Origin of the sequence: Pedobacter sp. HDW13, assembly GCF_011303555.1 — a bacterium.
Lineage (GTDB): Bacteria > Bacteroidota > Bacteroidia > Sphingobacteriales > Sphingobacteriaceae > Pedobacter.
Genome location: NZ_CP049868.1, coordinates 2,836,231 through 2,849,258, shown reverse-complemented (window position 1 = coordinate 2,849,258; position 13,028 = coordinate 2,836,231). Strand labels below are relative to the sequence as shown.

15 protein-coding genes are annotated in these 13,028 nt (G+C 38.9%); 12 read left to right on the top strand and 3 right to left on the bottom strand.

What is annotated here, in order from left to right; all coding sequences use genetic code 11:
* The first annotated feature begins 131 nt into the window (after positions 1-131).
* The 6 genes from G7074_RS12210 to G7074_RS12185 all read left to right on the top strand — a co-directional run bounded on the left by G7074_RS12210 (position 132) and on the right by G7074_RS12185 (position 4,669).
* A complete protein-coding gene (locus G7074_RS12210; protein WP_166208594.1) occupies positions 132-863 on the top strand; it encodes a head GIN domain-containing protein in 732 nt (243 codons plus the stop codon).
* A 209-nt stretch (positions 864-1,072) separates the two neighbouring features.
* A complete protein-coding gene (locus G7074_RS12205; RefSeq protein ID WP_166208591.1) occupies positions 1,073-1,945 on the top strand; it encodes a DUF4261 domain-containing protein in 873 nt (290 codons plus the stop codon).
* 56 nt (positions 1,946-2,001) lie between these two features.
* Entirely contained in the window at positions 2,002-2,772 is a 771-nt protein-coding gene (locus tag G7074_RS12200) for a DUF2185 domain-containing protein (RefSeq protein WP_158674139.1), read from the top strand.
* 25 nt (positions 2,773-2,797) lie between these two features.
* On the top strand, positions 2,798-3,247 hold the full coding sequence (locus G7074_RS12195) for a DUF1572 family protein (protein ID WP_124562561.1): 450 nt from the start codon (positions 2,798-2,800) through the stop codon (positions 3,245-3,247).
* 3 nt (positions 3,248-3,250) lie between these two features.
* Positions 3,251-3,931 carry an archaemetzincin gene (locus G7074_RS12190; protein WP_205944184.1) on the top strand — a complete coding sequence of 227 codons (681 nt, stop codon included), beginning with the start codon at positions 3,251-3,253 and terminating at the stop codon, positions 3,929-3,931.
* Positions 3,932-4,297: 366 nt separating this feature from the next.
* Complete coding sequence (locus tag G7074_RS12185; RefSeq protein ID WP_166208588.1) at positions 4,298-4,669, top strand: helix-turn-helix transcriptional regulator; 372 nt, start codon at positions 4,298-4,300, stop codon at positions 4,667-4,669.
* A 17-nt stretch (positions 4,670-4,686) separates the two neighbouring features.
* Here the strand turns inward: G7074_RS12185 and G7074_RS12180 are convergent, their stop codons facing one another.
* Both G7074_RS12180 and G7074_RS12175 read right to left on the bottom strand, forming a co-directional pair.
* Positions 4,687-5,577 (bottom strand): hypothetical protein, encoded by an 891-nt coding sequence (locus G7074_RS12180; protein WP_233603989.1) that lies wholly within the window; start codon positions 5,575-5,577, stop codon positions 4,687-4,689.
* Between the two features lie 83 nt (positions 5,578-5,660).
* Positions 5,661-6,368, bottom strand: coding sequence for a DUF2490 domain-containing protein (locus G7074_RS12175; protein WP_124562559.1), 708 nt, complete (start codon positions 6,366-6,368; stop codon positions 5,661-5,663).
* 296 nt (positions 6,369-6,664) lie between these two features.
* Between G7074_RS12175 and fabV the strand changes: the two genes are divergently transcribed.
* The 5 genes from fabV to G7074_RS12150 all read left to right on the top strand — a co-directional run bounded on the left by fabV (position 6,665) and on the right by G7074_RS12150 (position 10,725).
* The gene (gene fabV, locus G7074_RS12170) at positions 6,665-7,858 is read left to right on the top strand and encodes an enoyl-ACP reductase FabV (protein ID WP_124562558.1); all 1,194 of its coding nucleotides are present in this window, start codon (positions 6,665-6,667) and stop codon (positions 7,856-7,858) included.
* 114 nt (positions 7,859-7,972) lie between these two features.
* Positions 7,973-8,428 (top strand): GNAT family N-acetyltransferase, encoded by a 456-nt coding sequence (locus G7074_RS12165; protein WP_240916526.1) that lies wholly within the window; start codon positions 7,973-7,975, stop codon positions 8,426-8,428.
* 223 nt (positions 8,429-8,651) lie between these two features.
* Complete coding sequence (locus tag G7074_RS12160; RefSeq protein ID WP_124562556.1) at positions 8,652-9,104, top strand: cold-shock protein; 453 nt, start codon at positions 8,652-8,654, stop codon at positions 9,102-9,104.
* A gap of 520 nt (positions 9,105-9,624) precedes the next feature.
* A complete protein-coding gene (locus tag G7074_RS12155) occupies positions 9,625-10,314 on the top strand; it encodes an SIMPL domain-containing protein (RefSeq protein WP_124562555.1) in 690 nt (229 codons plus the stop codon).
* A 96-nt stretch (positions 10,315-10,410) separates the two neighbouring features.
* Positions 10,411-10,725: a hypothetical protein gene (locus tag G7074_RS12150; RefSeq protein ID WP_124562554.1), complete on the top strand. Its 315-nt coding sequence runs from the start codon at positions 10,411-10,413 to the stop codon at positions 10,723-10,725.
* Positions 10,726-10,905: 180 nt separating this feature from the next.
* Here G7074_RS12150 and serS read toward each other — a convergent pair whose 3' ends face one another.
* Positions 10,906-12,177 carry a serine--tRNA ligase gene (serS, locus tag G7074_RS12145; protein ID WP_124562553.1) on the bottom strand — a complete coding sequence of 424 codons (1,272 nt, stop codon included), beginning with the start codon at positions 12,175-12,177 and terminating at the stop codon, positions 10,906-10,908.
* Between the two features lie 127 nt (positions 12,178-12,304).
* On the opposite strand from serS, the gene rsmI reads away from it, so the two are divergent.
* Positions 12,305-13,018, top strand: coding sequence for a 16S rRNA (cytidine(1402)-2'-O)-methyltransferase (gene rsmI, locus G7074_RS12140; protein ID WP_199748428.1), 714 nt, complete (start codon positions 12,305-12,307; stop codon positions 13,016-13,018).
* Positions 13,019-13,028 lie beyond the last annotated feature (10 nt).

The window sequence follows — 13,028 nt, the reverse complement described above, 5'->3', positions numbered from 1 at the left end:
CCCATCTGACCATAAATCTGACACCAAATTAGCACGAAATTTTTCACCGGGTGCAACTTTTTGTCCGAACTGCCGTCTTATATTCAAAACCGATTATTCATCATTATAAAAGACCTATAAAATCTATAACCATGAAAAAATTATTTGCCCTATTACTAGCTTCATTTACACTAACTTCTGGTATTAGCATAACTGCAACAGCACGTCCGCACATCAATGCTGTTAAATCCCTAAAAGACGACCGCGACGTTAAAAACTTCAATGGTATAGCCTCGGCAGGGCCAATTAACGTAATTGTAACCCTGGGTAACACCGAAAGCTGTCGTTTAGAAGGCGATGCCGACGCCCTTGCTACCATCGTTACCGAAGTAAAAAGCGGCGTTTTGGTAATCCGCCCACAAACCAGCATCAGAAGCTGGTCTAATAAATATGACGGTAAAAAAATTACAGCTTATGTAACCGCAAAAGAACTGGCCAGCTTAACCGTTAGCGGCGATGGCGGTATAACTGTTAGCGGAAAAATCAGTACAGGTAGCTTAACCACTACAATTAGTGGCTCTGGAAGTATCAAAGCCACGGCTGATGTAGATAATTATAGCGGTGTTATTAGCGGATCGGGTTCTATCAACATTACTGGCGGTGCCGATCATGCCAAAGTGGTAATCAGCAGCTCAGGCGCTTTTGCCGGTAAATCTTTTGCTGTAAAAACGCTATCTACCACCATCAGTGGTTCAGGTACTGTTAACATCGCTGTTGACGAAAGTATCAGGGCCGTAATCAGCGGTTCAGGCAGTGTAAACTATTCTGGCAATCCAACAGTTGATAAAACTGTAATCGGCTCAGGAAAAGTGAGAAAAGTTTAAAACCTGATAAAACCTTATTTAAGAAACGTCCCGGAGCAATTCGGGACTTTTTTTTTATGACTTGCATATACTATCCTTTTAACGAGCCAACTGTGTAAAATATTAAATGCCATTTTTGATAAGATAGGCTATAACAAATCGTAACTTAAAATCATTCGTAAAAATGAAAAAGAATCTCCCACTATATCCAAAACATGCTACATTTAGGCATGAATTTATTCAACCCATTTAAAAAGAAAAACACAATAACAGCAGATATTGAACCGATCGCTGAAGATAATCAACCTCAGAATTTCCCCGAAATGCTGATGACCAAGCTTTTATTTTCTGGCAAACCCAACCTCAATGCCGATCAGATTTTAGCGGAACTCAAAAAACAGATCACCAATATAGATCATTCATTTTCTACAAGCAGCCTTATTTTTTCCTTTCCCGATTATCCTGTTCAGCTGACCGACGCTACCCTCCCTGCACAGCTCAACATCCTGATCCCCGACAGGAATGAGGCTGGAGTTGGCCTTCCCGATACCGCATTTACCCAAAACTGGCACTGGCAGGAAGCCAATGAGATAGCGCAAAGCTGTCAATACGAAATACTGATTACCGATTTAATGTCGCGAAGCTTGCCCTATAAAGCACGTGTAAACCTGTTTATGGATTTCCTGACGACCGTAATCAGGGTTACAGAACCTAATGCAGTATATACCTTTCATGGCGACAAAATATTAAACCCCATCGCCATTACCAACCTTTGGGAAACCGATAAATTACAGGCACTGTATGCCTTCTGCAACGTTAGGCTTTTCAATGTAAGTAACGATCCTCAAAACCGCGAATTACTGATGGACACCATCGGCATGCATGCGCTAGGCCTTCCCGATTTCCAGATTAGGTTTACAGCATTTAATGAAAATGAAATGGCCAATTTACTGTGGAGTTACGCCTATCACGTTTACGAATATGGCGACATTATTGAAGAAGTAGACACCATGGAAGGATTAGCGGGCTCGAAATGGAAATGTGTAAAACAGCTTTCACTGGTTGCCCCCGAAAGAGTGGTGGTAAATGTAATTCCAGCATAAGCGCACATTTAATTGCCAGTTATCCGGCTTTTTCCAACATCTTACAGTTAAAACAAATGCATCTATCTAAAAAGAAAAAAAAGCAAAGAGAAGAGAATTTCGATCATTTTCCCCGCATTGGAGGATTGATGGTTTCGAAAATGATTGCAGAAGAAAATATGAAACCGCGTTTTATGTACCGCGAAAAAGGAATATGCGCTGAAGACAGTGGCTGGAGAATTTTTAGCGGCCACGAATCTGAAGGATATGTAGACGATCCGCAAAACATTAAAATCTACAATCCGTCTACCATTCTTAAAATTGATTCCTCAATAGAAAAGATCCTGCTCAAAGGAGTGGGTTCGGCTTATGAGAGAGCGGATGAACATGCCAGCTGGAAAAAAATTACAGATTTTGAACTGGAAGATGATTACATCGTAACCCACCAGCTAAGCGACAAGTGGACTATAGATATTAACAATCTCTTTGAGCGGATAGCAGAAACAGATGGAGATGTATTGTACACCACAGGTGATAAATCAGTCAGACTGTTTATCTGCAACGAACAAGATAAAACCAGGGCCGAAATATACCAGGAACGCATACAGTTTATAAAAGATCGCGATCAATCGGTAGCCAAAACATTAGATACATTCGACTTTTCAGATGATCAGATTTTAAAAGTGGGCTATATGATTAACGAACGCGATAATTTAAAAGCCTATCAGGTAATTTATGCTGATTCGATAGTAGATCAGCAATATTTAATGCTGGCCATATATTTCGATGATAAGAAGGATATAGAATGGGCCATAGAAACCTGGAAAAGCATAAAAGTAGCTGAATAAGATTTCCAAACCAAACTTCGTAACCATGCTAAACCAAATCCTTAAAAAACTATTCGACCGCGATCTGCATAAACTGAAAACGGAAATTGAATCATATCAAAACGAGGCCAATTTATGGATCATCGATCAAGGCATAGCCAATTCGGCTGGTAACCTCTGTCTGCACCTAATCGGCAATTTAAATACTTACATTGGTGCTACACTTGGAAACAGGGGGTACATCAGAAACCGTGACCTCGAGTTTTCATTAAAAGATGTGCCCAGCAAAGAACTGCTTATTAAAATAGATGAAACCATCGACATTGTAAACCGAACACTCGATAAAATAACAATAGAAGAGCTGGAGGCCGAATATCCCCTACTGGTGCTTGAAGGAAAAACTTCTACCGGATATTTTCTTACACACCTTGCTACCCATCTCGCCTATCACCTGGGGCAAATTAATTACCACAGAAGATTGCTAGATGCAAATTAGAATATGAAGCGGGCGATCTATTCTCTTTTGGTTTACCTGTTTATCATAGTAGCGCTGGCATCTTGCAACAACAATTCCAGCTATTTTAGTGCAGTGGCTAAAAATGATATTCCGCTAAAAAAAACACAAAAAGGCGACTGGCTTTTTAATCATCAGGAACGAATTCAAACCTTGGCCAATTACCATAATAGTCACCCACTTACGCCCAACAAAATATTAAAAACCATTTATCTAAAACCAATTGGAGAATTTTCGGTACACGAGTGGAAACAAATTCAACTTACCCGTGAGTATTTAGAAAAGTTTTTCCAGCTTAATACAGTATTGCTGCCCAAAGTAAACAACAATATTGTGCCACCACATGCCCGGAGGATAAGCCAGCAACACGAACAACTATTAGCCACCTATATACGTGATACCGTTGTAGCCGTTGGGAGGCCAAAAGATGCAATCGCCATCCTTGGCATAACCGAAATGGATTTGTTCCCGAATGATAAATGGAATTTTGTGTTCGGGCTGGCATCTTATGAGAAAGGATTGGCTGTAAACTCGATTTACCGGTTCCATAAAAAGCCCCTTGCAAATGAGCAATTTAATTTAAGCCTCGAAAGACTTCTAAAAACCGCTTCACATGAAATTGGCCACATGTTTGGATTAACCCATGTGTTGAAGCCAATTGCCTAATGAATGGCACTAATAGTTTAGGCGAAACTGATAGAAGCATAGCCAGACTATGTTCAAAATGCCAGCAAAAGCTAAATTCAAACCTGAAATACGACAATAGAAAAAGACTGAAAGCGCTAGCGGCCTTCTTTAACCAAAACAAACTCGGCAAGGAGCTTCAGCAAGTTAGTACAGATTTAAAAACTACTGAACAACAGTGATAGAGATTAGCAACTTAATTTTATTTATTACATAAAATTTTGACCTTTTAACATCGTTATTTTATGTTTTTAAATCGTCCATCAGCTTTTTACATCCGCTATAGCTATTGTTTAATCATGCCTGATAAACTGAATACCGTTTTTTATCACTTAACCGATTAACAATATGTTATTTTTAAATGTAATTCCAATTTTTATTGCCCGGGGCATTGAACGTCCCCATACCTACCTCACTATAGCAGGTTTCACGCCACACCCGGCGCACTACATTCTATATGGTAAAACACGGTCGATCAGGTTAGATCATATCGAGAAATTATGCAAACTTTTAATTTGCGAACCTGCCGATCTATTTGTTTGGTACCTCAATAAAAACGAAATACTTAGCGACAAGCATCCATTAAAGAAATTAATAAGGCGCGAGGAAGAAACGAACATCCACAACCTCATTGCCGATGTTCCGTTTAAAGATATTGCAAAGATTGCGGCGGCAATTAAAGAGCAGAAAGATGATCAGGAAACAAAAAAGGAGGCTTAAGCCTCCTTTAATCTCTTTTAAAACTGAACCCCAATTAACCAGATGTTTTCGATATAGTTAATTTTCTGACTGGCTTTATCAAACTCGTCCCAGCCTGTGGTGTGTACATTGGTTAAATTGGTCGCCCCAAATTTGGTTGTATTTTGTACATAAAAGTTTTTCCAGATGTAAAACTTCAAACCAACTTTTGCCGAAACACCGTAGCCAGAAATGCTGAAGTGGTTATTGCGGCCCTGGCCAAACAAACGTACATCAGAACGTGGTACCATTAGCCCACCGCCTAAACCGGTTTCTAAAGTTAATGAGGTTTTGCCACCTGGTGCAACCCAAATATCATCATAACGCTCTACTTCTATATTGGCATAATTAAAGCCATCTGTATGCTCGTAAGTAAGCATGCTTTCTTTAACATTAATACTTTGGCCATTATAATCACCTGCCAATGTACCAGTAGGTGTATTTTCATGCGAAATATTTGGACCAATATGTCCGGTAATGGCAACAGTCTGCGGAATATCCATCACATATTTCATGTGGTCCCAGCCAATAGAAATACTGTAATTATCTTTTATAAAATAACCTACCCGAATATTATACTGAGGTACCGTAATTAAACCGGGATTTAAATATTCCCAACTTAATTTTGATTGCCTGTCGTGCGCCACAACATCCTTTAGCATAAAATCGTAGTTCGGCCCCTGAAAACGGATATCGCTTTTGCCATACCAGGAACTATTGTATCCCCAATGAAAATAAAAATCGCCTTTACGCGAAAAATTCCGCTTGTGTTCAGGGTTAAATAAACTTTTCGAGGTCGGCGTTTGGTTGGCAGAAGAACTTTTAATTTCTTGTGCGTGCATCCGCTTGCCGAATAAAAGTGCTAAAAATAGAATGGTAAATTTTTTCACGCGGCAAATTGAGCAAAAAGCAAGGTCAATTACAACAGCTTTAACACTTTGTAAGAGTTGTTGTACAAAAAATGACTTTAAAATTAAAACCTGGTGTACAGTGCTAACTGGATAATATTATTAACTGTATTAGCCGTTGCCCCATGTTGCGCCTGGTTCATATAACCTGCCTCAACATCAAACTGCTTCGAAAAACGGTAGCCCAAAGCCAGGTATGCGCGGTTTTGATCAAAAACACTATTATTAATCTGGCTTTTGTTCTGCAGGTTTAAGAAAATTTCATTCTGTAAAGCTACAAAAGCACCCTTGGTAAAAGTTGGCTGTGCTTTTTGCAAAGGCTTAATAAACCTTACAAAATAGCGAAACCGTTGCGAAAACAAGTCTTCGTTGTTTAAACGCTCAATAAAACGTTGTTCTAACCTAAACCTGTGACTCGTAAATACTGAACTGATTTTATGGTTATAAATGTATTGCTCAAAAATACGGTGTTCGGTTAAAGAATTATTAGAAGAACCCAATAACCTTAATTCGGTGTTCTGCCATAAATAACCCAGGGCCACATTACTTTTATTGTTGATGAAATATTGCACTGCCGGGCGCACCAGAATGTTACGTACGTAACCCCAGTCGTCGGCCGAACGAACTTGAAGATCAAATTGCAATCCCCATTTATCGTTAAATTTAGTATTGTTTAAAAACATAAACCAGCCAGAGTTCTGATTTTGAGTCTGTGCTGATAGTTTTCCAAATGCCATCAAAATAAATAAGATGGGCAGTAATAGCTTTTTCATTAATGGTTACCGGTTTTATCTGTGTGCCGCTAAAATAAAAGAAATATGTGAGAGTCGGAAGTCGGGAGTTAGAAGTCCGGAGTCTAATTGCCAATAACTATAGCTTTGCGTTTCTTTGCCCCCTTTGCGGTTAAAAATAGAAACACGCTTCCACTTAAAAACCTTCAATATTTAAAATTCATTTAATGTTAAGCAATTAAAAATTTATCTTCGTTAAAGATTTGGGCACTAAAGCTTTTCAAGAGTCCTTTAAAGCGTCCTTATTTTAACATTACAAAACGTAAAAAAGAACAAAAATGATTATCGAACCTAGAATGAGGGGCTTTATCTGTTTAACAGCACACCCTGACGGTTGCGCTCAAAACGTAAAGAATCAAATTGAATATGTAAAATCAAAAGGAGCTATCAACGGCCCTAAAAAAGTATTGGTAATTGGTGCTTCAACCGGTTTCGGTTTAGCTTCAAGAATTGCTGCTGCTTTTGGCTCTGACGCTTCTACCATTGGCGTATTTTTCGAAAAAGCACCTTCAGAAGGTAAAACTGCTTCACCGGGCTGGTACAACAGTGCCGCATTTGAAAAAGAAGCACATGCAGCTGGCTTATACGCTAAAAGCATCAATGGCGATGCCTTCTCAAAAGAAATCAAAGCAAAAACGCTCGAACTGATCAAAGCTGATTTAGGTCAGGTAGATTTAGTGATTTACAGTTTAGCCTCTCCGGTTAGAAAACACCCTGATACAGAAGTTTTACACCGTTCTACCTTAAAACCAATCGGCGAAACTTACACCAATAAAACTGTCGATTTCCATACAGGCAATGTAAGCGAAGTTTCGATCGAGCCTGCAACAGAAGAAGATATTGCCAACACCGTGGCAGTAATGGGTGGCGAAGATTGGTCAATGTGGATTGACGCCCTAAAAGCCGATAACCTTTTGGCTGATGGTGCTACCACAGTGGCTTACTCTTACATTGGCCCTGCTTTAACCGAACCGGTTTACCGCAAAGGTACCATAGGCCGTGCAAAAGACGATTTAGAAGCTACAGCCTTTACCATTGGCGATAAATTAAAAGATATTAACGGTAAAGCCTATGTATCGGTAAACAAAGCATTGGTTACACAAGCCAGTTCAGCTATTCCGGTTATTCCGTTGTATATCTCTTTATTGTACAAGGTAATGAAAGCCGAAGGCATTCACGAAGGTACCATTGAGCAAATCCAAAGGTTATATGCCGACAGGTTATTTACAGGCAACCCGGTTCCTGTTGATGAAAAAGGCAGAATCAGGATTGACGATTGGGAAATGCGCGAAGATGTACAGGCAAAAGTGGCCGAACTTTGGGAGCAAGCTACAACCGAAACTTTGCCAGCCATTGGCGATTTACCAGGTTACAGATCTGATTTCTTAAGCCTGTTCGGTTTCGAAATTGATAAAGTAGATTATCAGAAAGAAGCAAACGAAGTGGTTGCCATTGAAGGTCTGGTAGACTAGACTACGAGTCCGACACCCTGATCCAATACCTATCGGATTTGTTTCAGGGTCCCTACTATAAAATACTCAACAAACGGCTGGCTTTTTAGCTGGCCGTTTTTATAACCAACCCATATGTATTTCGATTTACAACCAACCTTAGAAAACGATTTAATTCAAATAGTTCCGTTAAAAGAAACTGACTTTGAAGCCTTGTATGCGGTAGCATCCGATCCGCTGATCTGGGAGCAGCATCCAAACAAAGACCGTTACCAGAGAACAGTTTTTCAGAATTTCTTTAAGGGCGCAATCGAATCGAAAGGGGCATTTATTGTTTATGAAAAAGAAACGGGCAAAATTGTAGGGAGCTCAAGATATTACGAACTGGATGAAGAAAACAGTTCGGTTGCTGTTGGTTACACCTTTATCGGTCGCGAATTTTGGGGAAAAGGGCACAACCGCGCGCTAAAAACACTGATGCTTGATTATGCATTTCAATTTGTAGATAAAGTAATTTTGCATATTGGCGCAAGCAACTATCGTTCGCAAAAAGCTACAGAAAAATTAGGGCAAGCAAAGTTGGCGAATTAGAAGTAGCCTATTACGGCGAACCGGTAAAATTGAATTTTGTTTACCAGGTAGATAAAGCCAGTTGGGCAGCTATGTAACTGATTTTATGCGAATTTGGCGAATAAAACTTAGATAATTTATTAAGGGCATTCCCGAATAAAATCGTGTTTATGCTTAAGTATTGTTATCTTTGCATAATTCTCCATTCCACTCACCCTTCTAAAACAAAACAATTAAATAAAATATGGCTAAATCTCAGGCAACATACAGTAAAAAAGAGAACGAAAAAAAACGATTAAAGAAACAAAAAGAGAAACAAGAGAAAAAAGAAGAACGTCAGGCTAATGCTAAAAAAGGCTTATCGCTTGAAGATATGATGGCTTACGTTGACGAAAACGGAAACATCTCTTCTACTCCACCCGATCCAAGCAAAAAGAAAGTAATCAATACTGAAGACATTCAGATTGGTATTTCAAGACAAGAGGATATTATTGACGAAAGCCCGGTTAAAAAAGGAACAGTTACTTTCTTTAACGATAGTAAAGGTTACGGATTCATTAAAAATACCGAAACTCAGGATAGCATCTTTGTTCACGCCAATGGTTTAATCACACAGATTAAAGAAGGTGATAAAGTTACTTTCGAAGTTGAAATGGGCCAAAAAGGACCAACTGCCGTTAAAGTTTCAAAAGTTTAACCGCTAAATACGCTCCATTTGTATCAGTTTAAGGATACAATAAGATTAAAATTCTGCAGAAATATTCTGCTGCGCTCGGTTTTATAATCCTATATAATTCCGTCTATTTAAGCATAAAACCTTGCGCATAATTTTTCTCGATTGAGAAAACACGCTCTACCCGTTTTACATTTTTCAATCCAAATTAACCTTTTTGAGTACAGGCATAAGCTATACTTTGGCTACAATTTTAACTCAACGAAGGTCATCACCACTAAAATTTAAAAAATATTTTATAATTTATTTTTAGCCTTTTCGGCCTAAAAAAACTCGTTTCGGTCTTTATTTCACAAAAATACATCCAACTGGAAATAAACAAGATAGACTGAAAAATCACCCTATACTTCAATAAATAATGGCCTGATTGTAGCTATTTGAAAGTGAAGCCCGTTATCAGGGAAAACAAAAAATATTTTAATCACGGTGTGGAATTTGTGCAGCACTTACATCTTTACAGTACACACAAAGAAAAATTTGAATTATGAAAAAGTTAATAGCACTTGCATTAGTTGCATTTTTAGGATTATCGACAGCGATGGCTCAACAAGTAGATTTACGCAGAAAAATTAATGTTAGCGGTACCTCCGAAACAGAAGTTACACCCGATATTATTTACATTGGCATTTCGCTAAAAGAATACTTAAACGGTAAGAAAAAAGTAGAAATTACTGAATTAGAAAAACAACTCTATGCAGCGGTTCAAAAAGCTGGTATTGCAAAAGAAAATTTAACCATCAGCAATTTAAGCAGCTGGAACTATGCTACAGAGAAAAAGAAAAATCCTGATTTTTTAGCCAGCAAACAATACCGCTTAAAAGTTAGCGATTTAAACAAGTTTAACACCATCATTGAGGCCATTGATGCCAAAGGTATTGCAAACACCAACATCGAAAGCTATGATTACAGCAAAATCGAAAGCCTGAAAAAAGAGCTGAAAATTAAAGCCTTATTAGCTGCAAAAGAAAAAGCGGCTTACATGGTAGAAGCTTTGGGCGATAAATTAGGTAGCGTAATTGAGATACAGGATGGTGGCGACAATGTTGTACAACCTGTTTACAGAAACTACATGATGAAGTCGGCAATGGCCGAATCTGCAGATGCTGCACCGGAAATCGACTTCAAAAAAATTAAGTTAAACTTCAGTGTTAATGTAGTTTTCGAAATCAAATAACATATTTAACATTTAATTAGCTGTTTTTAAAACCTACCAGAACATTTTGGTAGGTTTTTTGTTAGTTAGAGGTCGAACACTAAAAAAATTAATATTATGAAAAAATTCATCTACACGCTAGCCTTGGTTTTCGCTTTAGGCATTAGTTTTAATTCGGCTCAGGCAGCTGATAAACCTGCTAAGAATCCAACTGAATTAACTGCAGAACAGGCTGTAAAATTAGAAAGAATTAAAACCCGTGTTGAAGAAATCAGAGACATGGACAAATCAAACCTAACTAAAGCAGAACGTAAGGCATTACGCAGCGAATTAAGAGAGTTAAAAGGACAAGCACGCGCAATCTCTGGTGGTGTTTACCTTTCAGTTGGTGCCATTATCATCATCATCTTATTGTTGATCCTGATCCTATAATCGAAATTACATCTATCTATATAAAAACAAAAAGCTTTGCAGTGATGCAAAGCTTTTTTTATGCACTTCTTACGAAGTTAGCTAAGGATTATGCGGTGAAAACTTCGTAAGTCTTAGCCCTTCTTGCTAAACTATCGAAGTTCCTCATGCACCTTGCCCTCAAAACTTCGTTAGTTACCCCTAATCAATCATATCAAACCCTGTGTACTTCACCAAAGCTTCAGGGATTTTAATGCCGTTCTCGGTTTGGTAGTTCTCTAAAATAGAAGCTACAATACGTGGTAATGCCAGTGCACTTCCGTTTAACGAGTGTGCCAGTTGTGCTTTGCCTTCTTTCCCTTTAAAACGTAGTTTTAAACGGTTGGTTTGATAAGTTTCGAAGTTAGAAACAGAAGAAACCTCTAACCAACGTTCCTGAGCAGCACTCCACACTTCCATATCGTATGTCATAGCCGATGTGAAGCCCATATCGCCACCACATAAACGTAAAACACGGTAGTGTAAACCAAGCTCTTGTAAAAGCGATTGAACATACTGGCTCATATCTTCCAATGTTTCGTACGATTTATCTGGATGGGTAATTTGTACAACCTCTACCTTATCAAACTGGTGTAATCGATTTAAACCGCGTACGTGTGCACCATAAGAACCTGCTTCCCTGCGGAAACAAGGAGTGTAAGCCGTATTTTTAACCGGTAAATCTTCTTCCTTAACAATAACATCGCGGTATAAATTAGTTACCGGAACTTCGGCCGTTGGAATTAAATATAGATCATCAACCGTTGAGTGATACATTTGTCCTTCCTTATCTGGCAACTGTCCGGTTCCAAAACCCGAAGCTGCATTTACCAAATGTGGTACCTGCATTTCTTTATACCCCGCAGCAGTAGCGTGATCCAAAAAGAAATTGATAAGTGCACGTTGCAACCTGGCACCTTTTCCTTTATAAACAGGAAAACCTGCACCGGTTATTTTAACGCCCAGTTCGAAATCAATAATATCATATTTAGCAGCAAGCTCCCAATGTGGCAAGGCCTTAGTTGGTAATTTTGCTGGTTCGCCATGTGTAAGCACAATTTCGTTATCATCGGCAGTTGAGCCTTGTTTTACCAAATGATAAGGCAGGTTTGGCAACTGAACAATCAGATTATGCTGCGCCGTTTCCAGTTCATTTAATTTATCGCCTAGGTTTTTAATATTTTCTTTATGAGAAGCAGTTTGCGCTTTAATTGCCTCAGCTTCTTCTTTTTTGCCTGCTCGCATTAGATCGCCAATTTGTTTAGCGGCTGCATTGGCCTCTGCAGAAATACTATCTAACGAAGTTTGAGTGGAACGGCGTTCTTCATCAATTTTAATGATTTCGTCTACCAGTTCTGGTTGTTTAAAATTACGTACACTTAAACGTTCTAAAACTTTCTCTCTATTTTCGCGGATATAGTTAACTTGCAGCATTATTTTATTTTTTTCACAAAGATAGAAAGAGTTTTCAGTTTTTAGTTTGCAGTTTTCAACCATCCGCAGCTCAATAACTTGATACTTGATACCTAATACTTAATACCCGATACAAATACCTGATACAATGGATGGCAAACTATTTCTCGTACCCACGCCAATAGGCAACCTGGAGGACATGACCTTTAGGGCAATCCGGATTCTAAAAGAATGTGATTTAATTTTGGCCGAAGATACCCGCACCAGCGCACCCATGCTCAAGCATTTCGGCATTGACAAAAGGGTTTTCGCGCACCACCAGCATAACGAACATAAGGCCACTTCAGAAATTATCAGGTTTTTAAATGAGGGGCAGAAAATTGCCCTGATCTCGGATGCCGGTACTCCTGCCATTTCCGATCCCGGTTTCTTTCTCGTGCGCGAGGCCATTAAAAACGATATTGCCGTAGAGTGCCTGCCCGGCGCAACTGCTTTTGTTCCAGCTTTGGTTAATTCGGGTCTCCCCGCCGATGCCTTTTGTTTTGAAGGTTTTTTACCCGTTAAAAAAGGTAGGCAAACTAAATTTAAAAAACTGGCCGAAGAAGAGCGCACCATTATACTTTATGAAAGTCCGCACCGTTTATTAAAAACTTTAGAAGAGTTTGCGCAATATTTGGGAGCAGAACGGCAGGCATCAGTAAGCAGAGAGCTGACCAAAATGTTCGAAGAAACTGTAAGAGGCACTTTAACTGAAATAAAATCACACTTTGAAAACAATACTTTAAAAGGAGAATTTGTAATTTGCATAGCGGGTAAAACCGTAACAAAGAACAAGAACAAATATGATGATGCCGAAGATTAGCATCTGAACA

Bases quoted from the DNA above. Each gene is read 5' to 3' on its own strand.
- G7074_RS12210 (WP_166208594.1), top strand. From the start codon at position 132: ATGAAAAAATTATTTGCCCTATTACTAGCTTCATTTACACTAACTTCT.
- G7074_RS12205 (WP_166208591.1), top strand. From the start codon at position 1,073: ATGAATTTATTCAACCCATTTAAAAAGAAAAACACAATAACAGCAGAT.
- G7074_RS12200 (WP_158674139.1), top strand. From the start codon at position 2,002: ATGCATCTATCTAAAAAGAAAAAAAAGCAAAGAGAAGAGAATTTCGAT.
- G7074_RS12195 (WP_124562561.1), top strand. From the start codon at position 2,798: ATGCTAAACCAAATCCTTAAAAAACTATTCGACCGCGATCTGCATAAA.
- G7074_RS12190 (WP_205944184.1), top strand. From the start codon at position 3,251: ATGAAGCGGGCGATCTATTCTCTTTTGGTTTACCTGTTTATCATAGTA.
- G7074_RS12185 (WP_166208588.1), top strand. From the start codon at position 4,298: ATGTTATTTTTAAATGTAATTCCAATTTTTATTGCCCGGGGCATTGAA.
- G7074_RS12175 (WP_124562559.1), bottom strand. From the start codon at position 6,368: ATGAAAAAGCTATTACTGCCCATCTTATTTATTTTGATGGCATTTGGA.
- fabV (WP_124562558.1), top strand. From the start codon at position 6,665: ATGATTATCGAACCTAGAATGAGGGGCTTTATCTGTTTAACAGCACAC.
- G7074_RS12165 (WP_240916526.1), top strand. From the start codon at position 7,973: ATGTATTTCGATTTACAACCAACCTTAGAAAACGATTTAATTCAAATA.
- G7074_RS12160 (WP_124562556.1), top strand. From the start codon at position 8,652: ATGGCTAAATCTCAGGCAACATACAGTAAAAAAGAGAACGAAAAAAAA.
- G7074_RS12155 (WP_124562555.1), top strand. From the start codon at position 9,625: ATGAAAAAGTTAATAGCACTTGCATTAGTTGCATTTTTAGGATTATCG.
- G7074_RS12150 (WP_124562554.1), top strand. From the start codon at position 10,411: ATGAAAAAATTCATCTACACGCTAGCCTTGGTTTTCGCTTTAGGCATT.
- serS (WP_124562553.1), bottom strand. From the start codon at position 12,177: ATGCTGCAAGTTAACTATATCCGCGAAAATAGAGAGAAAGTTTTAGAA.
- rsmI (WP_199748428.1), top strand. From the start codon at position 12,305: ATGGATGGCAAACTATTTCTCGTACCCACGCCAATAGGCAACCTGGAG.